We start from the raw sequence: 25,324 nt of genomic DNA on the forward strand, positions 1-25,324 counted from the left end.
AAGGGGTTATACCCCAAGAGCAAACCACCCGTTGGACGGGTGGTCATGATTGACCCTGTATGGTTACCGATATTGCCTGAAGAATAAGCACACGAAAGCAAAGAGGCGGTTTGCATTTTTTCCTGGAGAACCTTCTTCGATAGATTTTTTTGAAAATGGTTGAATCTCTTTGGAATATCTATTAAAGTGCGCGCATATTCATAATCTGAAAGAGTAGTGCGGGCAAGAGCCGGTTGCCCACATCATGAGGCATATGAAAACGTCTGAAGGCGCGTTGCATGAAGACAAACCGCGCCCCAGCGGTAGTTTTTCTTTACGGTATTCGATGGCGGTGTCTAGTTGGTATAGGCCTATTCGATATCTTAAAAAAAACTGGACGGACTTTAAGGGGCAACCGTCATATTTTTGAACCCGGTACATATGATGTTACTAGTCCAAATGCATGTACGAGTTACGCCGCTTTGCCGTTTCCATCAAAACTCATGGAATACCGGCGGCGGGATGCTGGCGACATTGTAAAGGCTGCTCATCTGTTGCAATGGCTTTGGCTATGAGTGGAACACGAAGCGGATGCTCTTAAAGCATTTTTCCTTCGGAGTAATTTGAGGAGGGGATCTCTTTTGGAAAAAGTGGACATTTTTAAGGACATTGCCGAACGGACCGGAGGGGACATTTACTTAGGTGTTGTCGGTGCCGTCCGTACGGGAAAATCAACTTTCATCAAGCGGTTTATGGAGACGGTTGTTCTCCCGAACATTACGAACGAGGCGGATCGAGTAAGAGCTGTCGATGAGCTGCCTCAAAGTGCTGCTGGGAAAACGATCATGACAACCGAGCCGAAATTCGTGCCGAACAACGCGGTACAGATCAAAGTTACGGAAGGTCTTGAGGTCAACGTCAGACTGGTGGATTGTGTAGGCTATGCCGTTGAAGGCGCTAAGGGCTACGAGGATGAGAATGGCCCGAGAATGATCTCGACGCCATGGTTCGAAGAGCCGATTCCGTTCCAGGAAGCGGCTGAAATCGGAACCCGAAAAGTCATTCAGGAGCACTCCACGCTTGGCGTCGTTGTCACCACAGACGGAAGCATTGCGGAAATTCCGCGCAGCTCTTATGTCGAGGCTGAGGAGCGCGTCATCGAGGAACTGAAGGAAGTCGGCAAGCCATTCGTGGTGGTCATTAACTCGACGCGTCCACGCAGCGAAGAAGCGCTTCAGCTGCGCAACGAGCTGGCAGAGAAATACGACATTCCGGTGATGACACTGAGTGCAGCCACGATGACCGAAGATGATGTAACCGGCGTTCTTCGTGAAGTATTGTATGAGTTCCCAGTGCATGAAGTGAACGTTAATCTTCCTAGCTGGGTTATGGTGCTTAACGAGAACCACTGGCTGCGCAGCAACTATGAGAACTCGGTCAGAGATACCGTGAAAGATATCCGCCGTCTGCGTGACGTGGATCGGGTGGTCAGCCAGTTCATGGAGTATGACTTCATCAACCATGCCGGCCTTAGCGGCATGAATATGGGTCAGGGCGTTGCCGAGATCGATCTCTTTGCACCTGACGAACTGTATGACCGGATCTTGATGGAGGTTGTGGGTGTCGAGATTCGCGGGAAAGATCATTTGCTGCAGCTGATGCAGGAGTTCTCCCATGCCAAACGGGAATACGACCGCTTCGCTGAAGCGCTTGAAATGGTTAAAACGACAGGTTACGGTATTGCTGCTCCTTCCCTGGCTGAGATGGCGCTGGATGAGCCTGAGCTTATCCGTCAAGGCACTCGCTTCGGGGTAAGATTGAAAGCGACCGCGCCTTCCATCCATATGATTCGGGTTGACGTGGAATCCGAGTTCTCGCCGATTATCGGCACAGAGAAGCAGAGCGAAGAGCTTGTGCGCTATCTGATGCAGGATTTCGAGAACGATCCGATCAAAATTTGGGAATCCGACATATTCGGACGCTCGCTGCACTCGATCGTTCGTGAAGGAATTCAAGGCAAAATCGCGATGATGCCTGACAATGCAAGATATAAATTGCAAGAAACTTTAGGTCGGATCATCAACGAAGGTTCCGGCGGTTTGATCGCGATCATTCTTTAAGTGAGTATCGCTAAGGTGTTGAATACGCAGTCGCTAACGGGTCTAAAGTCCCGATTAGCGGCTGTTTTTCGTGTTTTCTTTGGTCTGGCAAAGCAAAACGCTTGAAATTATGAGATGGCTGTATTACTATAAATTTGTTCCGCGTCATGCATTCTAAACGCGAGATAGGGGTAAAATACCCGATTGCACGTATAATTTGCGGTAAAACGGAAACAGTGAATAGCAAGTGGAGCACATTCCTTGTTAGGGAGGTGAAAGAATGAATAAATCGGATCTGATTACACAAGTAGCTGAATCTACTGAGCTTTCCAAGAAGGATGCAACTAAAGCGGTTGATGCCGTTTTCGATGCAATCTCCGAAGCGTTGCAAAGTGGAGATAAAGTACAGCTGGTCGGCTTTGGCAACTTCGAGGTTCGCGAGCGTTCCGCACGGAAAGGCCGCAACCCGCAAACAGGTGAAGAAATCGAAATCCCTGCGAGCAAAATTCCTGCATTTAAACCTGGTAAAGCGCTCAAAGACGGAATCAAATAAAGATTTCTACATATTACCTAAGAGCAGAGGTCGTGAATTCGTTCACGGCCTTTTCTTTTAGCTTACGGTGAGGAGGTCTGAACAATGGAGAACGTTCAAAACGGGGATTATTTTATCGTCAAAGCGCTGGACCATGGCGTGCAGGTGATTGGCCTTACCCGAGGTCAGGACACCCGGTTTCATCATACCGAGAAGCTGGACAAAGGCGAGGTCATTATCGCCCAGTTCACGGATCATACGTCTGCGGTGAAAATACGCGGCAAAGCTGAGGTCATGACCAAGCACGGGAAGATTGAATCCGGCATCTGAATTAGGATTATGATCTTGGCTAAGCCCCACCAAATTGGTGGGGCTTTTTTATGCGAGTTGTTAAAGGTACCCTTGTTGGATATGAGAACGGAATAAATTTGATCTTGCTCCAAAAGTAACATTCGTCACATTTGCAAACTCGTTTGTCAAGTACAATTCCAACAGACCGCGGCCATGAAATCCTTTAATCTGAAATCAGATCAATTGGATAAAGGATGATGGTTATGGGAATCCGAGCTTTTTTTAAACTGGTGGAAATTCAGACAAAGGTAGCCAGCATGATTCCGTTCCTGTTCGGAACTTTGTATGCATTGTTTCGTTTTCAGCAGTTCGATGGATATCATTTTGCCCTGATGCTGGCATCATTGCTGTCGTTTGATATGGCAACGACGGCGATCAATAACTATTACGACTATAAAAAAGCGATTAAAAAGAACGGGTTCGGTTACGAGCAGCACAATGCCATTGTACGTTATAACCTTAAGGAGCCTGCGGTCGTGTCCGTCATCATCGTACTGCTATTGACAGCCGTTGGTGCAGGGATCGCGCTGTTCTTATCTACGGGCTGGTTAATCCTGCTGCTGGGGGGATTGTCTTATGCCGTAGGGATATTATATTCGTTCGGACCGATTCCGATCTCGCGGATGCCGCTAGGCGAGCTGTTCTCCGGATTGTTTATGGGATTTGTCATTCTATTTATTGCGGCATGGATCCATGCGGATGGTGGTCATCTGGCGGTTCTGGACCTCCAGGACGGCGTTCTGTCCCTTCAGGTGAACCTTCCTGAGGTACTGCTGCTGCTGGTGGTATCACTGCCGGCCATTCTTGGGATTGCCAACATCATGTTGGCCAACAACATCTGCGACATGGATGAGGATATGGAGAACAAGAGGTACACGCTACCCGTATATATAGGATTCAGGCCATCTCTGAAGCTGTTCCGAATTCTGTACTGCCTTGCTTATCTGGATCTAGTGGCTTTTCTCCTGATGAAGGTGCACCCCGTGTTAATTCTTCTGGTGTTCGTGACCCTTGTCCCGGTTTATAAAAAAAGCGCCCTGTTCATTGCCCATCCTTCCAAAGAGAAGACATTTGTGATCGCGGTGCAAAATTTCGTCCTCATGAATCTGGCGAGGATCGCCGCGCTGGGAGTAGCCGTGGTATGGACTTCACGATCGTTCTTCTAAACCGATCGGCTCGTTTTCCTTGAAGCAGGCATAGCCTGCTTTTTTTCTTTATACAATGAGGTATGGACTCATGAGGAGCGGAAGAAACTAGGTATAGAGGAGGTTGAGGACATGAAGCACTGGCAATCCGTACGAGCCGTACTCCTGCCCGCGGCGATTGCATTTATCATGCTCACACTGTTAATGGGGCTTCAATCGCAAGCCCGTTATAAGGTTGGCGCTGTGGCAGCGGCGATTCCCTATCACAGTCGGGAGTTAAGCGATGCCGGACTCGTGGACTCCCTAATGAGTCTTCCTCTTCATCTGAAAATAAGCCGGGCAGATTATGATGAAGGCGCCCTGACGCTGGATATCAAATTAAGCGACCCCCCGGAAACGGCCGCCGAGGTATATGAGGATATCGCCAGCATAATGTCTTTTACGTTCGAAGGAACGGATAATGTGCAGCAGTTGTATCTAAGAGTGGTAGCCATCGATCGCTGGGGAGGGAAGCGGTATATGCTGCTTGCTTCGAACATGAACAAGGATACCTGGGACTTGCGCAATGCAGAAGCTCTTACCCAGCTTGAGAACGGCGATGTTCCGCAACCCATTGCGGCCGCTCTCAACCTAACATTTACGAATCTTTGGCTAAAGCAGTTCAGCAGCCCATGAAAGGGGTAAAATAGTAGATGACAGGGCATGTACGTGCCTTGAACATGTGTTATAATAGATTGGATTGTGGGCTCAATTGGACAAAAGAACATCAAGTGCACGGAGGCTGAGAATGAAACCGTATCGCGTACCAGAACTGGCAGAGAAATATTTAAATTATGATATGATTCAGAACCACACGGAACTTCCGAATTTTCCGGATGCCCGTGTTCATTTGCTATACATATTTTTAAAGGATTCGGGACGAAATCTTGCCGGACATGAAGAATTGTACGCACTGGTTACCTCACTGGTTCAGGTGGGACTCGATACGCATGAGAGCATCGACGTTACGGAGGGCAATCAAGGAGAGGCGATGATGCGATCCCGGCAGTTAAAAGTGCTTGCAGGGGATTATTTCAGTAGCCGTTTTTATCAACTCCTTGCCTTAAAGGGCGAAATTGCTGTCATCTCGCTTCTTAGCAAGGCTGTCAGCGATGTTAACGTGATGAAGATGAGATTATACGGCAAAATGAAAAAAACGCTGCTGCCTTCTGAAGAATATCTACGGCTAACGGTACAGCTGAATATGCAGCTGTTTCTTTCTTTTACTCCGCTGCTTGAGGTGTCCGTACAAGAAACATGGGAAAAGCTGCTCAAGGAAATTACGGAATGTGAGACGCTTGTGCAGGAGATGGAACGCTGTGCGACGCCTGAAGTCGGCAGATGTGGTTACGTGTACTGGCATCTGATCGAGTCAGGGAGCGACGAGGAACGGAAGATGCTGGTTGGCAAGAAAACGGATATGAAGGACTGGAGGAAGCTGATCCTGAAGCACAAGGTTTCGGAGAAGCTGCTGGACAAGCTGCGCGAGTCCGTAAATGCCGTACAGCTGCTGCTGGCAAACCGTGTAGGAGAGAGCCCGTACGCCGGTATGCTGGACCCGTTCCTGAAACGGCTAAGCACGTACCGGTCCGTCGTAAGTGAAGGGTAGGGGGATGCTGTGGATAACCAAACAACCAAGTTAGGCATGAGTAAGCATGACGGCAAAAATCCAAAAGAGCAATACGTCCATTCCGTCTTTGAAAGCATTTCGGGAAAATATGATATGATGAATGATATTCTCAGCTTTCGAAGACATAAAGCTTGGCGCAAGTTTACGATGAAGAAGATGAACATGCGCCATGGCGATACGGCCATCGATCTATGCTGCGGTACTTGCGACTGGACGATTAGTATGGCACAGGCAAGTGAATCCGGACACATAGTTGGACTCGATTTCAGTGAGGGGATGCTGAATGTCGGCCGAGGAAAGGTTACCAAACATGGGCTGGACCAACAGGTAGTGCTGGTTCAGGGAAATGCCATGAGCCTGCCGTTCGAAGACAATCAGTTCGACTACGCGACGATCGGTTTCGGTCTTCGCAATGTACCGGATTACATGCAGGTTCTGCATGAAATGAAACGCGTGGTTAAGCCTGGCGGGATGGTTGTATGTTTGGAACTGTCCAAGCCGACTTGGCAGCCGTTCAAAGGCATTTATTATTTCTACTTTCAACAAGTGCTGCCTCGGATGGGGAAACTGGTAGCCAAGCGTTACGAGCAGTATAAGTGGCTGCCGGAATCGCTGGCATTGTTCCCAGGACGAGAGGAGCTTGCCGAAGCTTTCCGTCAGACCGGACTTCAACAGGTTCAGGCCTATCCCTTGACTGGTGGCATAGCAGCCTTACATATTGGGATCAAGGAGAATCTGGATGTTTAAGAAAATAGGAACTTATCTTGAAATGATTAAAGTGGAGCATACACTGTTTGCTCTGCCTTTCGCTTTTATGGGGGCGATTCTTGGATCGGCCGTCGTGTTTGACCAATTACCATCATGGGGAGATATCGGGTGGATTTTTCTTGCCATGTTCGGTGCACGCAGCGCTGCGTTCGGATTGAATCGGCTCACGGACCAGCATATCGACGCCAAGAACCCCCGCACCGCAAATCGCGCCATTCCGGCAGGCCTGCTAAAACCGCTGGAAGTTATCTTATTCATTATTCTGTCTTTCGCGGTGTTTTTCTGGGCTACTTACATGCTGGATCCGTTTGCATTCCGTTTGCTGCCTATCGCTATTTTTATGCTTATCATTTATTCATATACCAAACGGTTTACTTGGCTTTGCCATCTGGTGCTCGGGCTTACAACAGCGTTGGCTCCGCTTGGCGGATGGGTTGCGGTAACCGGTCAAATCGACTGGAAGGCCATTGTATTCTATATCGCGCTTGCGTTCTGGACGGCGGGATTTGATATTGTTTACGCTTGCCAGGATGAGAAGTTTGATGCAAAAGAAAAGCTGTACTCGATTCCTTCCCGGTTCGGTTTGCATAAAGCGTTGTGGTTCGCGCGCGGTTTTCACGTAGTAACGGCTATTGGCTTTATCATTCTTTTCTTTGTCACACCGGTTGGCTGGTGGTATCTGATCGGCATGGTCATCGCCTGCGGGATTTTATTCTATCAGCATTACATCTTGTCGCCAAACGATATGAGCCGTCTGCAAACCGCCTTTTTTACGATGAACAGTACACTGAGCATCATTCTGTTTGTATTCACTCTGATTGATTTGGTGGTGCGGTATATCTGATGAAATCCTTGCGCAGAAAAAGCTGGGTTGTCGGGATAACGGGAGCCAGCGGCAGCATATACGGAGTTCGCCTTACGGAGAGCCTGCTCTCGCTGGGCTATGATGTGCAATTGATCGTTTCCAATGCGGGCTGGCGCGTTCTGAAGGAGGAAATGGGCTTTCAGACAGGCAACCGCGAAGAAGTGCTGGCCGAGAAATTCGGCGGGTACGAGGGACGTGTCATCTACCATCCGATCTCCGACATTGGAGCAACGATAGCCAGTGGATCTTACCTTGTCGAAGGCATGATCATCATGCCATGCTCTATGGGGACATTATCCTCGGTCGCGCACGGCTCTTCCGACAATCTGATGGGACGCGCCGCGGATGTGATGATGAAAGAAGGCCGTCCTCTGGTGCTTGTCCCGAGAGAGACGCCTCTGCATGCGATTCACCTGGAGAACATGCTGGCGCTGGCCAAGCTTGGTGTCAAAATCATTCCCGCGATGCCTGCGTTCTATTACGGACCGAAGACCATTGATGATATCGTGAATTTTCTGGTCGGCAAGGTATTGGACAGCTTGCGCATTGATCATCGATTGTATACGAGATGGGGAGAATAGCAGGCCGGGCCGCATCCAAGGAGTTAGCGGCTGTTGTTATGACGACTTAACGAACCTGTGCTACGATTTTGACGAACGACAACAGGAAGGATTACGCTTATATTTCAAGTTCGTAGATGAGCTTGGCCTGCTAAGATCGCAAGGTAGTGCCGGAGTTATGGAATGAGAATCTAAGCATACGGGTGAAAAGATGAAACGATTTGACATATTCGGAACATTAAAAAAAGATATGGACGTTATCGAGAAGGAACTCTATCTCAGCGTCGAAGGCGACAGCCCCGATCTGACCGAGACTTCCTTGCATCTGCTTAGAGCAGGAGGCAAGCGACTCCGTCCTGTTTTTGTGCTGATGGGCGGTAAGTTCGGCGACTATGACATTGACAAGCTAAAGCATGTGGCCGTGCCGCTCGAGATGATTCACAGCGCATCGCTCGTTCATGACGACGTGATCGATGATGCGGACACGCGGCGAGGTAAGCCAACGGTAAAGGCGAAGTGGGACAACCGGGTTGCCATGTATACCGGCGACTATATATACGGCAAGGCGCTGGAGTTGACGACCCACCTGAAGCAGCCGGAGATTCATCAAATTCTCGCCAAGGCGATGGTCGAGATGTCCATCGGGGAAATGGAGCAGATTCGTGATTTCTTTAATACCGATCAGGACGTCAGAAGGTACCTTCTGCGTATACGCCGCAAAACGTCGCTCTTGATTGCCGTCAGCTGCCAGCTCGGAGCACTGGCTGCGGATGCGGACCGCAAGGTCGCAAACAGCCTGTATCGATTCGGATATAACGTCGGCATGGCCTTTCAGATTCAGGACGATCTCCTGGATCTGTGCGGGACGGAGAAGCAGATTGGCAAACCGCCGGGGAGCGATATGAGGCAGGGGAATATTACGCTTCCCGTTATATTCGCTCTCGAAGATAGCAAACGAAGGGAGCCGCTGCTGCAGGAGCTGGATCGGATTCATGCGCTGAATGGCCAGTGTGATGTGACGGACGCCGTGAAGCTTGTAACCTCAAGCGATGGTATACCGAGATCTGAGGCGCTCGCTGATCGGTATATCCGTAAAGCATTGGCCGCATTGGATACTTTGCCTGACATCAAGACCAAAAAACAGCTTAGAGATATCGCAAATTTTATTACAAAGCGGTCATATTAGCCTTAACCATGAGGTTGCTTTCTGTTAAAATACGGGTACAAACATGTAACATCACCTGAGCATGGAATAATTGTTCAATATCCTAGAATGAGGGGAAGCGTGATGAGGCCAATGGAACGTACTTTTTTAATGATTAAACCGGATGGTGTACAGCGTGGGCTGATCGGCCGAATCGTCGGCCGTTTGGAGGATAAAGGATTCAAGCTGGTTGCAGGCAAGTTCCTGCAGATTTCAGACGAGCAGGCCAAGCGCCATTATGCGGAGCATGAAGGCAAAGATTTTTTTGAAAACCTGGTTAGGTTTATAACATCCGGACCGGTGTTTGCGATGGTTTGGGAAGGGGACGACATCATTGCTTTGTCCCGCCAAGTGATTGGCAAAACGAATGTGAAGGATGCGCTGCCCGGGACAATTCGGGGGGATTTTTCCGCTCATACGCCGCACAATCTGATTCATGGATCGGATTCACCGGAGAGCGCGCAACGCGAAATTGCCAATTTCTTTGAAGCGAAGGAATTGGTTGAATATAACAAGACGCTGTCCCCTTGGCTGTAAGCTAAGGCAGCGGCATAATCTGATTAAACAGGATGATACGATGACGGAACATGAACCTGTGCTGGATGATCCGGATTATATCGGCTTTGTTCGCAGCATCGAACGAAGCACGGGGATCAATCTCGCAGATTATAAAGAGGCGCAGATGAAGCGAAGGCTGACAACGCTGCGTTTGAAGAAGGGGTTTGAAACCTTTTCGGCTTTCTACGACGCGATGATGAAAGACAAGCCATTATTTCATGAGTTTTTAGACCGGATGACAATTAACGTCTCGGAGTTTTGGCGCAACCCTAACCGGTGGGAAGTTCTCCGTGACAAAATATTGCCTGAGATATCCCAGCAGAATCCCGGGGTATTGAAAATATGGAGCGCCGCGTGCTCCACGGGTGAGGAGCCTTACACGCTTGCTATGATACTGTCCGAACAGAAGATGCTGAGCCGTGCGCGCATCGCGGCGACAGATATTGATGACGGCGCATTACATAAAGCGAAGGAGGGCCTATATGTCGAGAGGTCATTGAAGGATGTGCCTCCGGATGTAGCCGCCCGCTATTTTAAGGAAGAAGGTTCGGTGTACCGCTTCAGTGAGCATTTGAAGAAGGAAGTAACCTTTCATAAGCAGAATCTGCTGACGGACCGCTTTGAGACGGGATATGATCTGATTGTTTGCCGAAACGTGATGATTTATTTCACGGAAGGCGCCAAGCACAAGCTGTACCAGAAGTTTGCCTCAAGCCTGAAGCCAGGCGGATTCTTGTTTGTGGGCAGCACGGAACAGATCTTTAATCCGGGACAATATGGCCTGGAGAGCAACGAGACCTTTTTCTACCGTAAAATTCAATAGAGACAGCTAATCATAACGCATAAGCGCTTTTCAATCCGGAGGATGAGAGGCGCTTTTGCTTGTCTTGCGGCATTCTTGTCAAAGCGTTAGACCTATACTATAATGAGCAGAAGATATTTACGGAGTTTAGCGATTTAACGCTTAAAAGTTTAAAGGGGGAAAAGCATCATGAGCTTACGCTTTTTAACTGCCGGGGAAACGCACGGTCCTCAGCTGACAACCATAATCGAAGGACTTCCAAGTAATTTGGAGCTTGATTTCGAAGCATTGAACTTCCAGCTTCATCGGAGACAGAAGGGATATGGCCGGGGACGCCGCATGCAGATCGAGAAGGATACCGCGCAAATCCTTGGGGGTGTGCGTCACGGCTATACAACCGGTGCGCCCATTGCGTTGGTCGTGCAGAATAATGACTGGAAGCATTGGCAGAACATTATGAACGTGGAGCCGATTGAGGGCAACGACGAGGTGAAAAGACGGGTACATCGTCCAAGACCGGGACATGCCGACTTAAACGGCGGTTTGAAATACAATTTGAAGGATCTACGTAACGTGCTGGAACGCTCCAGTGCCCGTGAAACCACAGTTCGCGTAGCGGTCGGTGCTATCGCGAGACAATTCCTGGCACAATTCGGCGTTAAAGTGGCAGGCCAGGTCATCCGGATTGGCGAGATCGAAGCTCCCCCGCACAATCTTTCGATCGATGAGCTGATCGAGCGTACGGAAGCCTCCTCGGTTCGCGTGGTGGACGAAGAGACAGAGAAGAAAATGGAAGCCTACATAGACCAGATCAAAAAAGAAGGCGACTCCATCGGCGGCATCGTGGAATGCATCATCGAAGGCGTGCCGGTCGGATTGGGCAGCCATGTCCAATATGACCGCAAGCTGGATGGCCGCATCGCACAGGGCGTGATGTCGATTAATGCCTTTAAGGGCGTTGAGGTCGGAATCGGATTTGAAGCAGGCCAATTGCCCGGTTCCCAGGTGCATGACGAGATTATGTACAGCGAAGATCGCGGATACCACCGTGCAACCAATCGCCTGGGCGGATTTGAAGGCGGGATGACCAACGGCATGCCGATCGTCGTTCGCGGCGTCATGAAGCCGATTCCGACGCTGTACAAGCCGCTTCAAAGCGTGGATATCGATACAAAGGAAGCTTTCACGGCTCAGGTTGAACGCTCGGATGCCTGTGCGGTTCCGGCCGCCAGCGTTGTCATGGAGCATGTTGTGACATGGGAAGTAGCGAAGGCTTTTCTTGAGAAGTTTGGCGGTGATTCGATGGAAGAAATTCATGCGAATTACCAGAATTACCTGAAGCAGCTGGAGAACTACTAATATGAGAACACTTCAGGTAGAGCTGGGAGAGCGTTCCTATCCGATTTATATCGGAGCTGGCATTTTGGATACCATCGGTGAGCTGAGCGCGAAGCATGGAATTACACGTAAGAGCCCTCATTTGATTGTAACGGATGATAAAGTAGCGCCTCATTATTTGTCTCAAGTGGAGGAGCAGTTAAAATCGGAAGGATACACGGTTATTTCCCATATTGTCCCTTCCGGTGAATCCTCCAAATCGCTTCAGGTCTATGAAGAGGTAATGACGACAGCAATCAACGGCAAGCTGGATCGCAGCTCGTCAGTATTTGCGCTGGGTGGAGGCGTTGTTGGTGATTTGGCCGGATTCGTCGCGGCAACGTATATGCGCGGCGTGACGTTTGTTCAGATTCCGACCACCATCCTGGCCCATGACAGCAGCGTTGGCGGCAAAGTGGCGGTCAACCATCCGTTAGCCAAAAATATGATCGGCGCGTTCCATCAACCCGTTATGGTGGTTTACGATGTGAACACGCTGATGTCATTGCCTCCGCGCGAGGTGTCTTCTGGTCTTGCGGAAATGGTGAAGCATGGTTTGATCCTGGACCGTGATTTTGCCTATTGGTGCCGGGAGAATGGTCAAAAGCTGCTGAGCCTGGATCCTGAGACGTTGATATATGGCCTGGAGCGCGGCTGCGCGATCAAGGCGAACGTCGTATCCCAGGATGAGCGGGAAGGCGGTTTGCGTGCCATCCTTAATCTCGGACATACCATCGGTCATGCCATTGAAGCCGTTGGCGGCTACGGACGCTTCTTGCACGGCGAGGCGATTGCCATCGGCATGGCGGGCTCGGCCCGCCTTGCCGAAAAGCTTGGCAGACCTGCGGATCTGCACAATGAGACAGTGAGCATGCTCAAGGCGGTCAATCTGCCGGTAACCTTGCCGGGTGACGTCTCGGTTGAGCGAATTATGGAAGCTATGCAGCATGATAAAAAGTTTGCCGAGGGAAATATGGTATTTATCGTACCGGAATCCATCGGCTCCGTCAGCATCGTTAAGGATGTACCGGTAGAAGCTGTTCGATCCGTGGTTGAACAGTTGAAGGGAGAGGGATAGTTCATGATGAATCGGGGAATCCGGGGGGCGACAACCGTCACCCGCAACGATGAGCAGGAGATTGTACAGGAAACGCTGCGGCTGCTTGAAGAGATGGTGAGACGCAACGAGCTTCAGCCGGAGTATATTAGCAATATATGGATTACGATGACACAGGATCTGGACGCGACGTTTCCGGCCAAAGCGATACGCCAGCTGGAAGGCTGGGATCTGGTCCCTTTGATGTGTTCGGTTGAAATACCGGTCCAAGGCAGTCTGCCGCGATGCATCCGGTTTATGGTTCAGGTCAATACGGATAAAAGCCAGAGCGAGATTAAGCATGTGTATTTGAATGAAGCCAAGCGGCTGCGCCCGGATTTATCTGGCTCCAACGCCTGATGTAGAAATTTAGGGTTGCAGCAACAGGGCTTCATCCTGTATAGTGATATCAGAATAGCTGAGTAGAGTTAGGTTTTACAGATGAGTTGAGTTGAGAAGAGCTGAGGCATTTTAGGCAATAACATAATCGGGATTAAGGATGAACTTGATTTCATGATGAATAGTACAGCATGTTCACGGCTGGTTACAAGCCTATTTCTTGTATCCGTCAATGGAACAATAGCCGCTGTAGTTCGTCGTTGAATGGGCTCTGAATTCCTTGACCGCGCTCTTTTTTCATAGACTTATTCTGAATGTTAACCTCTACTTCGGTAGAGGTTTTTTTGTTGTATACCATCAATTAAGGAGGGATTGACATGGCGAATCCATCAATGGAGCAAGTGGTGGCTATGGCAGGTGAATATAACCTGATTCCGGTAGCGATCAGACTGTTAGCCGACATGGAAACCCCGATTCGCATTTTTCAACGATATGCGGAACGGAAGCGGGCATTTTTACTTGAAAGCGTTGAGGGCGGAGTACAGTGGGCACGGTATTCGTTTATTGGAACAGACCCCTTCTTAATGATTACGGGTAAAAAAGGAAAGATCGAAATTGAAAGGAACGGAGAGCGTTCCCTGCTGAAAGGAAAGCCTGTCGAGGAGTTAAAGGCGCTGCTGCGAACGTACCGCAGCCCGCAGCTGAAGGAGATGCCTCCTTTTACCGGAGGGGCTATCGGATTTTTCGGATATGACCTGCTCCAATATTATGAGAAGCTTCCGGCACATGCGATGGACGATCTCGGAATGGATGATATCCGGTTCATGTTTTGCGATCAAGTCATTGTCTTCGACCATGTGAAGCAGCAGATCATGCTGGTTGGCAACGTACATGTGAAGCCGGGGGATTCGGACGAAATCATCCGGCAAAGCTATCGGGATGTATGCCGTACCTTGGAAGCCGCAGCCGAGCAGCTGCAAGAACAGGGACCGCGGGAGAACGTGAACTCCAAAGGCATTCCGGCGGATGTTGATATGGGCGACATTAAATCCAATATGACAAAAGAGAAGTACCTCTCCAATGTGGAGCAAGCGAAGGAATACATTCGTGCTGGCGATATTTTTCAGGTGGTATTGTCCCAACGCTTCCATATTGAGACCGAAGTATCGCCGCTTCACGTATACCGGGTGCTGAGAACGCTAAATCCTTCACCGTATATGTATTACCTCAAGATGGACGACGACATTATCGTTGGAACCTCCCCGGAAGCCCTGGTGAAGGTGGATGGACGAAGATTGGAAACAAGGCCGATTGCAGGTACCAGACCTAGAGGCAGCGATGAGGCCGAAGACCAGGCGCTGGCCGATGATCTGCTGCAGGACGAGAAGGAACGAGCCGAGCATTTGATGCTGGTGGATCTGGGCCGCAATGATCTGGGCCGCGTGTCAGAGTTCGGCACAGTGAAGTGCGACACGTTCATGGAGATTGAAAAGTATTCCCACGTGATGCATATGGTATCCAGCGTTTCCGGTCAGCTGAGAGAGGATAAGGATTTCTTCGATGCTTTTCTGTCCTGCTTGCCGGCAGGAACGGTATCCGGTGCTCCGAAGCTAAGGGCCATGGGGATTATTGCGGAGCTGGAACGGGAAGCAAGAGGCGCGTATGCGGGCGCCATCGGTTATCTCGGCTTCGGCGGCAATATGGATTCCTGCATTACGATCCGTACGATCATTTTTCGTCAGGGTAAAGCTTATGTCCAGGCGGGGGCCGGCATCGTATGGGACTCGGTACCGGAGAAGGAATATGAAGAAACCATCAACAAAGCCAAAGGGATGCTGAAGGCGATCCGCGTCGCGGAAGCGATGTTTCCGTCCAGCATGGGGGCTGACGATTTAATTAATCAGGATTACCTGTACCAATACACACCTTAAACCGAAGGAGGAGAACGTAATGAACGTCATGGAAACGATGCAATCCAGCCTTACGAAGCTGATTCAAGGTCAAGATCTGAGCCGGGAGGAAGCGCGCGGGGTCATGCAGTCCATTATGGAAGGCCAGGCAACTCATTCCCAAATCGGGGCGCTGCTTACGGCCTTGAGAATGAAGGGGGAGACGGTCGAAGAGATCACCGGCTTCGCCGAGGCGATGCGTGGTGCGGGCGGGCGCGTCGTTACCGAGCGAAACCAGCTGCTGGATACATGCGGCACCGGAGGATCCGGGATTCATAAGTTTAACATTTCAACCGTATCCGCCATTATCTCCTCCTCGGTTTCGGTCAGAGTGGCCAAACACGGCAACCGCTCGGCATCGGGAAGGGCGGGAAGCGCCGATGTGCTCGAGGCGCTGGGCGTGAATATCCACTTGACGGCAGAGCAAGCGACAGCCTGTCTGAATGATATCGGAATTTGTTTCCTGTTTGCCCAGATCTATCACCCTTCGATGAAATATGCCGCAGCTCCTCGCAAAGAGCTTGGGGTTCGAACCGTATTTAACATGCTGGGGCCTTTGACAAATCCGGCCGGCGCAGATCGGCAGATGCTTGGGATATACGATATGAACAAAACGGAAACCATCGCACAGGTGCTTAAAGAGCTTGGTTTAAAGCGGGCCATGGTGGTAACCAGCCATGACGGCTTGGATGAAATCAGCATCTCTGCACCTACGCGAGTATCCGAGCTTCGTGGCGGAGAAGTCCGAACGTTTGATATTCATCCGCATGACCTGGGACTGTCGGTTCATCCGATGAGCGATATTCTGGGCGGCGATGCAAAAGAGAACGCGGCTATCATCGGATCCGTGCTGCGCGGTGAGCGCAGTGCTTATCGGGATATCGTGCTTGCCAATGCCGGTGCCTGCATCTATGTGTCCGGACTTGCGGATAGTTTGGCCGAAGGTGTGCAGCGCGCAGCGGGAGCTATCGATTCAGGGCTGGCTCAGTCCAAGCTGGAGCAGCTGATCTCAAGAACGGGGGAAATGAGTTATGTATCTTGATCGAATAGTAGAAACGAAACGCAGAGAAGTTGCTCAGCTGCGAGATACATTCAGCATCTCGGAGGCAGAGAGGCAAATAGCGGATTTACCGCCGACTCTCGGCTTTGAGAAGGCGTTGTCCATGGGGCGTAAACGCAGCATGGGGTTAATTGCCGAGGTGAAGAAGGCTTCGCCGTCCAAGGGGTTAATTCGTCCGGACTTTGATCCGGTTATGATCGCCAAAGCTTATGAAGCAGCCGACGCCGATTGTCTTTCCGTGCTGACCGACAAGGACTATTTTCAGGGTAGTGGAGAGTATTTGAAAGCGGTAAGGGCGGCTGTCAACATTCCTTTGCTTCGCAAGGATTTCATTATCGACGAGACTCAGATTTACGAGGCGCGACTGTTAGGTGCAGACGCGGTTCTCTTAATAGCGAGCATACTGGAGCCTGAGCGGATCGCGGAGTTTATAGACATCGCCGGCTCGATTGGCTTGGATTGCCTGATTGAGGTCCATGATGGGGAAGAGCTGGAATCGGTTCTTGGGCTGGGAACAGCTCAGCTGATCGGAATAAACAACCGCAATCTGCGGACCTTTGAAACATCGCTGCAGACAACAGCCGATATCGCGGCACAAGTACCACAGGGAATTACCTTGATCAGCGAAAGCGGTATATCGAGCCCGGCCGACATTTCCTACTTGCATTATGTGGGAGCACACGGCGTTCTGGTTGGAGAACATTTCATGCGCCAGCAGGACGTGTTCCGCGCGGTAAACGATCTGATGGGACCCTTGCCGATCGCTGCAGACGTCGAATAAAGGGGATGTTGAGTGATGAGTATAGCGCTAAAAATATGTGGACTTCAAAGCGTTGAAGTGCTAAAATCTATGATAAACTTACCTGTGGATTATATCGGATTCGTATTTGCCAAGAGCCGGCGGAAGGTATCTCCGCAGCAGGCTGCACAGCTTATGCAGGTATTGCGGGAATGGGATCATAACAAGATTCCCGCCGCTGTCGGCGTCTTGGTTAACCCTGATTTGAATGAGCTGGTAGAGCTTCTACGAGAAGCAGCGCTCGACGTCGTGCAGCTGCATGGTCAGGAATCGCCGCAATTTTGCCGGGAAGTGAAGGAGCGCTTCCCGGTTTCCGTTTTTAAGGCGATATCGATCGAGAGTGACCGCCCGGAATCAGAACGTCTGTCAACACTGGATCCGTATGCGGGCTGCATCGACGGATTGCTGATCGATACGTATGATCCGGTGTATGGCGGAGGTTCTGGCAAGACATTTGCCTGGGATCTCATCCCGCCTTACCAGGAATGGGCGAAACGGCAAGGGATCCCCTTGTTTGTAGCCGGCGGATTGGATTCGGATAATGTATCGCATTTAATAGGCCAATACGCTCCCTACGGCGTGGATGTATCCAGCGGCGTTGAGAGCGAGCCTGGCGTGAAGGACATAAACAAAGTGATGGCATTCATAGAAAGGGTGAAGGGGAAATGACGCAACTTCCTGACCGTAATGGACGTTTTGGAGTGTTTGGTGGCCGGTTTGTACCGGAAACGCTCATGAACGCTTTAATAGAGCTTGAACAAGAGTATATTCGCTTTTCGGAGGATCCTGCCTTCAAAGAGGAGATTGCTTATTTGCTTAAACAGTATTCCGGACGGGAAACGCCTTTATATTATGCTGAACGACTCAGCAAACATCTCGGCAAGGCTAAAATTTATCTGAAGCGGGAGGATTTGAACCACACAGGCGCCCACAAAATCAACAACGCCATTGCTCAAGGTGTGCTAGCCAAGCGTATGGGCAAAGGCAAGGTCATTGCCGAAACGGGCGCCGGGCAGCATGGGGTTGCCACTGCAACCGTAGCCGCTCTGCTCGGTCTCGAATGCAAGGTGTTCATGGGCGAAGAGGATACCAAGCGGCAGCAGTTGAATGTATTCCGCATGAAAATGCTCGGAGCCGAAGTGATTCCGGTGACCTCGGGAAGCAGAACGCTGAAGGATGCCGGCAACGAGGCGCTTCGCTACTGGGTCAGCAACGTTGAGGATACCTTCTATGTGCTTGGCTCCGCAGTAGGTCCGCATCCTTATCCGATGATGGTCCGGAACTTCCAGCGGATTATCGGTGACGAGACCCGCAAGCAGATTCTGGAGACGGAAGGAAGACTTCCAAACGCGATTCTTGCACCGATCGGGGGAGGAAGCAACGCGATCGGCATGTTCTACCCGTTCCTGGAAGATAAGGAAGTCGGTCTAATCGGTGTCGAAGCGGCCGGGAAAGGGATCGATACCGATTTTCATGCGGCCACCATGTCCAAGGGGACCCAAGGCGTATTCCAGGGATCGATGAGTTATTTGCTTCAGGATGAGTATGGACAGGTTCAGGAGGCGCATTCCATTTCTGCCGGTCTGGATTACCCCGGCGTTGGGCCAGAGCATTCCTACTTAAAAGATATTGAGCGTGTGCAGTATGTGCCTATAACCGACCAAGAGGCATTGGATGCCTTGCAGCTTCTATGCCGAACGGAAGGCATCATACCCGCGCTGGAATCGGCACATGCCGTGGCGCAAGCCGTAAAAATGGCGTCCGCGTGGAATGAAGACGATATTGTCGTCATTAATTTGTCCGGTCGCGGCGACAAGGACGTGGAGTCCATCATGGCTTACACGGGAGGGAAATCTGAATGAACCGAATTGACCAGACCTTTGCGTCGTTGAATCAACAAAACAAGACGGCCCTGATTCCTTATCTGACCGTTGGGGATCCGGATGTGAAAGCGACGCTGGATATCATACATGAGCTTGAAATGGCGGGAGCCGACATTATCGAACTCGGCGTTCCTTATTCTGATCCCCTCGCCGATGGCCCGGTCATCCAGCGTGCTTCCGAGCGTGCCCTGAAGAGCAAGGTGAACATCCGCACTTGCATGGAGACCGCGCGCCTGGCGAGAGAACGAGGCAGCAAGCTGCCGTTCATTCTGTTCACCTATTACAATCCGGTCCTGCAGACCGGACTGGATGTGTTCTTCGAAGAAGTGGTAAGGCATGATATCAGCGGGCTGATTATTCCGGATCTGCCGGTGGAGGAATCCGAAGAGGTTCGGAAACGGGCTCATGACGCGGGCGTTCACCTGATTCCGCTGGTGGCACCTACCTCCCATGAGCGGATTGCGAGCATCGCTTCGGAAGCGACCGGCTTTGTGTATTGCGTATCCTCACTTGGCGTGACAGGCGAGCGCAACGATTTTTATTCGGGAGTGGAGTCATTCCTTGAAACGGTGAAGCAGTACAGCAATGTGCCTATCGCGATTGGTTTTGGCATTTCGTCCGGCGAACAGGTTACCAGATTCTCTAAAATCTGCGACGGCGTCGTTGTTGGCAGTGCCATAGTACGTCAGATCGAGTCTACTATTCCCCTCCTTGAGAAAGAAGAGACAAGACAGCAGGGACTTTTGCAAATCAGAGAGTTTGTGGCACAATTAAAGGGATAGTGTTGTGTTTAAGCAGTTATGAAAGGTGAGGCGAATATCGAATGAAACCGAAAGCGCAAATTGTTAATCTTCCTGTATATCAACCCGGGAAGCCCATCGAAGAAGTCAAAAAAGAACTAGGCCTGGATGTGGTCATTAAGCTGGCCTCCAACGAGAATCCGTACGGCTGCTCACCGCGCGCAACCGAAGCCATTACCGCTGAGCTGGCAACGCTCAGCCTGTATCCGGATGGAAGTTCAGCCGATTTAACGGCGGAGCTTGCTGATCAGCTTGGTATTGAACGCAATCAGATTATTTTCGGATGCGGATCCGATGAAATCATCGCCCTCATTATTCGTGCGTTCCTGGAGCCGGGAGACGAAACCATTATGGCCGATCAGACCTTCTCGGTGTATAAAACGAATGCGGATATTGAAGGTGCGAGAAGCATTGAGGTGCCTCTGGTTAACGGGAAACATGATCTGCCGGGCATGGCAAAAACCGTTACGGACAAAACCAAAATCATTTGGGTGTGCAATCCGAATAATCCGACCGGAACCATCGTTTCCGAGAGCGAGTTGGTATCTTTCCTGGATGAAATCCCTGCTCACGTGATGGTTGTGCTTGATGAAGCTTATTATGAATACGTAACGAACGCTTCGTATCCGGCCAGCATCAAGTTAATGGAGCGTTATCCGAATCTGGTCATCCTGCGTACCTTCTCCAAAATATACGGTCTGGCTGCCCTTCGCATCGGGTACGGCATCGGGCAACCTGAGGTTATCTCCTTGATTAACCGAGTGCGTGAGCCGTTTAATACAGGACGCCTGGCCCAAGTGGCCGCGAAGGCCGCCTTGAAAGATCAGGAGTTCGTAGCTAAATGCCGTCAATTGAATGCTGAGGGAATCACTTATGTGCAGCGGGAGTTTGATCGTCTTGGATTATCCTATTTTCCTGCGAACGGGAACTTCATCATGGTAGATGTGAAGAGACCGGGCACTGAAGTCTTCAAATCCCTGCTGAGCAAAGGCATCATCGTACGTCCAGGTTTTGAGGTTTACCCGAACTACATTCGCGTAACCGTTGGCTCTGAAGAACAAAACAAGGCTTTCATCGGCGCATTGGAACAAGTGCTCCAAGAAGTGAATGCTCCAGCTTGATCTAATAAATAACCATAATCGCAGCTTGAAACGAGTGAGAGAGAGAATATGACTATGCAAATTTCTATTTTCGGCGTCGGCTTGATCGGCGGTTCGTTAGCATTAAACTTCAAAGGAAAACCAGGCATAACCGTTACCGGTTATGCCCACACGCAGGAATATGCCGACCAGGTAATCGCCAAGGGAGTTGTCGATAAGGTTACGCTTTCGGTGGAAGAAGCTGCCCAGGTCGCGGACGTCATATTTTTGTGCGTTCCGGTAGGAAGTCTCGAGATGTACATAAAACGTCTGAGTGAATTGCGGCTTAAACCCGGATGCATTATTACGGATGTGGGCAGTACCAAAGCGAGTATTGCCGAATGCGCATCCCAACTTGCGCTTAAGGATGCCTATTTTATCGGTGGACATCCGATGGCCGGCTCGGAAAGATCCGGTGTCGGCGCTGCATCCACCGTTTTATTCGAGAATGCATATTATGTGCTTACTCCGCCGGATGATGTCCCTCAGGAGAAGCTGGACGTCCTTGTGGAGCTTCTGTCGTATACGCGTGCTCACATCGTAAAGGTGGAGCCTAGGCTGCACGATGAGATTGTTGGAGCTATCAGTCATCTGCCTCATGTGATCGCAGTAGCCTTGGTGAACCAGATCAGCTCCTACAATGACGATAATCCGTTGTACCGTACGCTGGCTGCAGGGGGCTTCCGGGATATTACCCGTATCGCATCCAGCGACCCAGTCGTTTGGCGGGACATTCTATTAAATAATCGCAATGTCATGCTGCCGCTGTTACGAGACTGGAACGAAGGAATCCAGAGATTTATGGACATGCTGGAGTCGAAGGACGGGGCTGCTATTGAAGCGGCTTTCCGCAGAGCGGGGGAATTCCGCAGTGTGCTGCCGGAGCGAAGGAAGGGAATGATCGTTCCCCAATATGATTTGTATCTGGACGTGCCTGACCATCCGGGTATCATTGGCCGCATAGCGACGGATTTGGGGACGAACAGCATCAACCTCAGCAACATGCAGATTATCGAGAGTCGGGAAGATGTGCCTGGCGTGATGAGGCTTTCCTTCCGCAATGAAATCGAACAGGAGCGGGCCAAAGAGCTTCTGCTGTCGCAAGGACACTCGGTGTACCAGTAATTTTCCGGTTGTTTTTAAACAACCGGAAATAAATGCGTTTTCAGTGTTGACAAAATGAAAACGTATACATATAATAAAAGTACAGTATGGTTTCTCTCCACTCCTATCCAAAATATTGCACTGTGTGCAACCGCCTTCAATGTTGAAGGCGGATTTTTTTTGTCTTTATTCCTATCCGTGGCAAAGCTGCTGCCACAAACCTGAACTTTTCTCCAATATGTGCTATAATGCTAGAGTGCTAGTGTAGAAGATTTGGGGAAATTGCCAAATACATAGAATAGTCAGACATCTTGTGGCGTAACTATATATGGTTTGACGGTACTTTTGCACAAATCCTTGATCATTGCATCCGGAGGGAGATGTAATGGACAGGGAAGAGGCACCGGATGGTGAAGGAGGAACGAAAAATCATATGACGGATTCCCAACTAATCCAAGAAATTAAGCAAGGCAATACCGAACTTTATTCCGAATTAATGCGGCGTTATCAGAGAAAAATATTAGCATTTGTCTATCATATGTTAAAAAGTTCGCACATGGAGCTTATGGCTGAAGATTTATGTTCGGAAACATTTTATAAGGCATTCCGGAGTTTGCACTCATTCCGGGAAGTGGATGCATCCTTCTCGACCTGGCTCTATACCATAGCCCGTAACACCGTTCTCAGCGAACTGCGCAAGCATCGGAGCGGCATATTGCCGCTGGAGGAGAGCGGGGTCGTGCCTGTGGCTCCGCTGGAGGTTGCTCCGGAGCAGGCAATCCTGCGCAGTGAACGAGTACATATGGTAAGGGAAGCGATTAATAATTTGCCGGAGAAACAGAGATCGGCGCTGATTCTTCGGGAATATGATCAACTGGATTATCAGGAAATCGCAGATATTTTAGGTCAAAGCGTCAGTTCGGTTAAGTCATTGTTATTCAGAGCTCGCGGCAGTGTCAAAATTCAGCTCGAACCCTATTTTTATGAGCCGGTAATTGAGGATCTGAGAGGGATGAAGAACAGATGACTTGCGATGAAGCCCAAGAGCTGATGGAAACTGTCTGGGATTTGCCGGACAATGATCTGCGGCGACAACGGCTGATAGCACATGTTCAAACCTGCAGCTCGTGTGCAGCGGAGTACGAAATGTGGGTGGAAAGCCAGAACATGGTTCATGTTCTGGAACATGAGATCCCCGACATGGACGCTGAACAGATCAACCGCAACGTGATGGACCGCATCTATCGTGATTTCCCATGGCTGGTGGAGGAAACGTCTAAGAGTCGGGCGGTAAGCCGAGTGTTCCGCAAGCGGCTGACACTCATGATTGCCGGTTTTTTGGCTCTGTTTGTATGCAGCTTCGTTTATTTTGCAGCAACCGGCAATCAGCCGGAGCCAGTTCCGGAAGCGGTAACGACAGGGATCATCCCAACGGGGGTGGCTGACACAGCCCAAACCCTGAACTCTCAGGACGAATACAAGATTCCGAAAACCAACAGCGGCATTATTGATCCTTTTGTGGTTGATATGAGCCCGACCCAGCCAGAATATTGGATGATACTATCCCTATTGGGCATTGGATTCGCCATGTTTTTCCTGAAAAAATTAAATCGAGTCAGAAGATAAAAAAGAGGTTAGGATGGAGGAGATGCGGCATGCAAATCGGCTTGGTTCGTCATGGTTTAACGGATTGGAATGCGTTAGGCAAAATCCAAGGTCAAACGGACATTCCACTGAATGAGGAAGGTCGTCGTCAAGCCCGTTTGCTTGGGGATCGACTACTGCAGGAGCCATATCGGTGGGACTTTGCCGTTAGTAGCGGACTTTCCCGTGCTGAAGAAACCGCTAAGATCATCTCGTCCATGTTGAACATTCCATTGATGCCGCCGGATGACCGTTTGCGCGAGCGCAAGTACGGTCAGGTGGAAGGTTTGACAGCGGAAGAACGTGAATCCCGATTCGGTGCCGATTGGCACCTGCTCGATTTGGGACAGGAGACGGATCTGGAGCTTCAATCCAGGGGGCTTGTCTTTTTGGATGATATGTGGCATAAACACCCAAACGCTAATATTCTGGTTGTCAGCCACGGTGGTTTTTTAGCGCAGCTCTACAAGCTGGTGTGCCGCGGCGTTCTAAGCGAGCGGATCGGCAATTTGTCGCTCACTGTCCTTGAGAGAAAAGATGATGACTGGTCGCCCCTGCTGTTTAACTGTACCAAGCATCTGTTGACAAAACAGTCGTAACATGGAGATTCATTAATGAAGTAAGAGCCTTCCACGCGGGAAGGCTCTTTTTTGGTATTAGGATGAAGATCTACGCTTGCGCTATTAAAATAAACCGATGCTGCTGCACCTCGAAATAGCCTTTGGTCCGGATTTCCTGATGAATCCGATATAAAGGCTCAAGGTACCGTTCCACTGTGAAATCGGGAATCTGCCAGGGAATCGCTTGCAGGTAATAGACCAGTGCACCGATGTCATAAAACCGCTGCGGTGAAAAGGTTTCCCGGCTGAAGGTGACGTTGAAACGGTGATCCTGCAGTTCCTGGACAGCGGTTGCCAGATCCCAATGCGCGAACTCTTCATTTAACGGAACGCCAAACCATTCGTTGATTCCATAACAGTCGGTTCCCCCAGATTGCTGGGTTATGAACACGCCCTGCTCGTTAAGAATTCTTTTGATTTCCGCTGCGGAATAGGACTCGTGCTGATTGATGATCAGATCAAAAAAATGATCCTTCAAAGGCAGCGAGGAATCCTCTTCAAAATAGACGACCTTTACGCCAAGCGGCTCAAGTCTTTGTCTTGCAATCGGTACGTTTGGTTTATACCCTTCAGTGGCATAAACCGTTTTCGGCAGTGGATGAAGGGAGAATAGGAACTCTCCTCCGCCTGTTCCCATATCCAGCATCGTAGCGGCATCTCGCATGAACGGAATGACCATGCTGCCTAAAGACCAGGGGAGAGCATGGGACTGCATGCGGCCTGATGCTGTAATTCGCGAGAAGTCCCATCCTGAAAAATGTTGATCGATATCTTGAACAAAGGCCATAAACGCTGTTTCTTTTATCATTTCACATAACCTCCAAGCTTTTATTAAGAGTGTTGTTTCATTGTTGAAAAGCTCTTAATGGAGGTCCGCGGATTCGATTTGCACCTAGTTATATTTCATGTTCTGGGGTTCTCATGATCATGTCCTCCTGTAGTGATTCAATCATTTCCTTCATATAAAGTGGTTTTTTCATTT

27 protein-coding genes are annotated in these 25,324 nt (G+C 50.1%); 26 read left to right on the top strand and 1 reads right to left on the bottom strand.

Annotation, left to right across the window (positions count from 1 at the left end; genetic code table 11):
* Window positions 1-620: 620 nt before the first annotated feature.
* The 26 genes from spoIVA (at window position 621) to M4D81_RS30320 (ending at window position 24,321) form a co-directional block, all read left to right on the top strand.
* Window positions 621-2,099 (top strand): stage IV sporulation protein A, encoded by a 1,479-nt coding sequence (gene spoIVA / locus M4D81_RS30195; RefSeq protein WP_071223935.1) that lies wholly within the window; start codon window positions 621-623, stop codon window positions 2,097-2,099.
* A 259-nt stretch (window positions 2,100-2,358) separates the two neighbouring features.
* Complete coding sequence (locus M4D81_RS30200) at window positions 2,359-2,631, top strand: HU family DNA-binding protein (RefSeq protein WP_006209463.1); 273 nt, start codon at window positions 2,359-2,361, stop codon at window positions 2,629-2,631.
* An 84-nt stretch (window positions 2,632-2,715) separates the two neighbouring features.
* The gene (gene mtrB / locus M4D81_RS30205; RefSeq protein WP_071223937.1) at window positions 2,716-2,940 is read left to right on the top strand and encodes a trp RNA-binding attenuation protein MtrB; all 225 of its coding nucleotides are present in this window, start codon (window positions 2,716-2,718) and stop codon (window positions 2,938-2,940) included.
* 224 nt (window positions 2,941-3,164) lie between these two features.
* The gene (locus M4D81_RS30210; RefSeq protein WP_260069171.1) at window positions 3,165-4,127 is read left to right on the top strand and encodes a 1,4-dihydroxy-2-naphthoate polyprenyltransferase; all 963 of its coding nucleotides are present in this window, start codon (window positions 3,165-3,167) and stop codon (window positions 4,125-4,127) included.
* A gap of 111 nt (window positions 4,128-4,238) precedes the next feature.
* Entirely contained in the window at window positions 4,239-4,781 is a 543-nt protein-coding gene (locus M4D81_RS30215; protein ID WP_071218412.1) for a hypothetical protein, read from the top strand.
* A 112-nt stretch (window positions 4,782-4,893) separates the two neighbouring features.
* Window positions 4,894-5,754 carry a heptaprenyl diphosphate synthase component 1 gene (locus M4D81_RS30220; protein WP_071218411.1) on the top strand — a complete coding sequence of 287 codons (861 nt, stop codon included), beginning with the start codon at window positions 4,894-4,896 and terminating at the stop codon, window positions 5,752-5,754.
* A gap of 36 nt (window positions 5,755-5,790) precedes the next feature.
* Window positions 5,791-6,522, top strand: a complete 732-nt coding sequence (locus tag M4D81_RS30225) for a demethylmenaquinone methyltransferase (protein WP_071218430.1) — start codon at window positions 5,791-5,793, stop codon at window positions 6,520-6,522.
* Entirely contained in the window at window positions 6,515-7,387 is an 873-nt protein-coding gene (locus M4D81_RS30230) for a UbiA-like polyprenyltransferase (RefSeq protein ID WP_071218410.1), read from the top strand. The genes M4D81_RS30225 and M4D81_RS30230 overlap by 8 nt, the downstream gene beginning before the upstream one ends.
* Window positions 7,387-7,989, top strand: coding sequence for a UbiX family flavin prenyltransferase (locus tag M4D81_RS30235; protein WP_260069172.1), 603 nt, complete (start codon window positions 7,387-7,389; stop codon window positions 7,987-7,989). The genes M4D81_RS30230 and M4D81_RS30235 overlap by 1 nt, the downstream gene beginning before the upstream one ends.
* Before the next feature lie 190 nt (window positions 7,990-8,179).
* Window positions 8,180-9,154, top strand: coding sequence for a polyprenyl synthetase family protein (locus M4D81_RS30240; protein WP_260069173.1), 975 nt, complete (start codon window positions 8,180-8,182; stop codon window positions 9,152-9,154).
* 111 nt (window positions 9,155-9,265) lie between these two features.
* On the top strand, window positions 9,266-9,709 hold the full coding sequence (ndk, locus tag M4D81_RS30245; protein WP_071218428.1) for a nucleoside-diphosphate kinase: 444 nt from the start codon (window positions 9,266-9,268) through the stop codon (window positions 9,707-9,709).
* A 40-nt stretch (window positions 9,710-9,749) separates the two neighbouring features.
* Window positions 9,750-10,553: a CheR family methyltransferase gene (locus M4D81_RS30250; protein ID WP_071218407.1), complete on the top strand. Its 804-nt coding sequence runs from the start codon at window positions 9,750-9,752 to the stop codon at window positions 10,551-10,553.
* A gap of 168 nt (window positions 10,554-10,721) precedes the next feature.
* Window positions 10,722-11,891 carry a chorismate synthase gene (gene aroC / locus M4D81_RS30255; RefSeq protein WP_071218406.1) on the top strand — a complete coding sequence of 390 codons (1,170 nt, stop codon included), beginning with the start codon at window positions 10,722-10,724 and terminating at the stop codon, window positions 11,889-11,891.
* Window position 11,892: 1 nt separating this feature from the next.
* Window positions 11,893-12,987 carry a 3-dehydroquinate synthase gene (aroB, locus tag M4D81_RS30260; RefSeq protein WP_260069174.1) on the top strand — a complete coding sequence of 365 codons (1,095 nt, stop codon included), beginning with the start codon at window positions 11,893-11,895 and terminating at the stop codon, window positions 12,985-12,987.
* A gap of 3 nt (window positions 12,988-12,990) precedes the next feature.
* Complete coding sequence (gene aroH / locus M4D81_RS30265; RefSeq protein ID WP_009595253.1) at window positions 12,991-13,365, top strand: chorismate mutase; 375 nt, start codon at window positions 12,991-12,993, stop codon at window positions 13,363-13,365.
* A 356-nt stretch (window positions 13,366-13,721) separates the two neighbouring features.
* A complete protein-coding gene (trpE, locus tag M4D81_RS30270) occupies window positions 13,722-15,275 on the top strand; it encodes an anthranilate synthase component I (protein ID WP_260069175.1) in 1,554 nt (517 codons plus the stop codon).
* Between the two features lie 19 nt (window positions 15,276-15,294).
* Window positions 15,295-16,335: an anthranilate phosphoribosyltransferase gene (gene trpD, locus M4D81_RS30275; RefSeq protein WP_260069176.1), complete on the top strand. Its 1,041-nt coding sequence runs from the start codon at window positions 15,295-15,297 to the stop codon at window positions 16,333-16,335.
* A complete protein-coding gene (gene trpC, locus M4D81_RS30280; RefSeq protein ID WP_260069177.1) occupies window positions 16,325-17,134 on the top strand; it encodes an indole-3-glycerol phosphate synthase TrpC in 810 nt (269 codons plus the stop codon). Before trpD ends, trpC begins: the two co-directional genes overlap by 11 nt.
* A gap of 15 nt (window positions 17,135-17,149) precedes the next feature.
* Window positions 17,150-17,821 (top strand): phosphoribosylanthranilate isomerase, encoded by a 672-nt coding sequence (locus tag M4D81_RS30285; RefSeq protein ID WP_260069178.1) that lies wholly within the window; start codon window positions 17,150-17,152, stop codon window positions 17,819-17,821.
* Window positions 17,818-19,014 carry a tryptophan synthase subunit beta gene (gene trpB / locus M4D81_RS30290; RefSeq protein ID WP_260069179.1) on the top strand — a complete coding sequence of 399 codons (1,197 nt, stop codon included), beginning with the start codon at window positions 17,818-17,820 and terminating at the stop codon, window positions 19,012-19,014. Before M4D81_RS30285 ends, trpB begins: the two co-directional genes overlap by 4 nt.
* Window positions 19,011-19,817, top strand: a complete 807-nt coding sequence (gene trpA, locus M4D81_RS30295) for a tryptophan synthase subunit alpha (protein WP_260069180.1) — start codon at window positions 19,011-19,013, stop codon at window positions 19,815-19,817. Before trpB ends, trpA begins: the two co-directional genes overlap by 4 nt.
* A gap of 41 nt (window positions 19,818-19,858) precedes the next feature.
* Window positions 19,859-20,956, top strand: a complete 1,098-nt coding sequence (gene hisC, locus M4D81_RS30300) for a histidinol-phosphate transaminase (protein ID WP_260069181.1) — start codon at window positions 19,859-19,861, stop codon at window positions 20,954-20,956.
* 54 nt (window positions 20,957-21,010) lie between these two features.
* On the top strand, window positions 21,011-22,099 hold the full coding sequence (locus M4D81_RS30305) for a prephenate dehydrogenase (protein WP_260069214.1): 1,089 nt from the start codon (window positions 21,011-21,013) through the stop codon (window positions 22,097-22,099).
* Between the two features lie 412 nt (window positions 22,100-22,511).
* Window positions 22,512-23,105 (top strand): RNA polymerase sigma factor, encoded by a 594-nt coding sequence (locus M4D81_RS30310; RefSeq protein WP_260069215.1) that lies wholly within the window; start codon window positions 22,512-22,514, stop codon window positions 23,103-23,105.
* Complete coding sequence (locus M4D81_RS30315; RefSeq protein WP_071218396.1) at window positions 23,102-23,704, top strand: anti-sigma factor family protein; 603 nt, start codon at window positions 23,102-23,104, stop codon at window positions 23,702-23,704. Before M4D81_RS30310 ends, M4D81_RS30315 begins: the two co-directional genes overlap by 4 nt.
* A 29-nt stretch (window positions 23,705-23,733) precedes the next feature.
* Entirely contained in the window at window positions 23,734-24,321 is a 588-nt protein-coding gene (locus M4D81_RS30320) for a histidine phosphatase family protein (RefSeq protein ID WP_071218395.1), read from the top strand.
* Between the two features lie 70 nt (window positions 24,322-24,391).
* Here the strand turns inward: M4D81_RS30320 and M4D81_RS30325 are convergent, their stop codons facing one another.
* Window positions 24,392-25,150 carry a class I SAM-dependent methyltransferase gene (locus M4D81_RS30325; RefSeq protein ID WP_260069182.1) on the bottom strand — a complete coding sequence of 253 codons (759 nt, stop codon included), beginning with the start codon at window positions 25,148-25,150 and terminating at the stop codon, window positions 24,392-24,394.
* Window positions 25,151-25,324 lie beyond the last annotated feature (174 nt).

Source organism: Paenibacillus sp. p3-SID867 (genome assembly GCF_025142895.1).
Lineage (GTDB): Bacteria > Bacillota > Bacilli > Paenibacillales > Paenibacillaceae > Paenibacillus_AQ.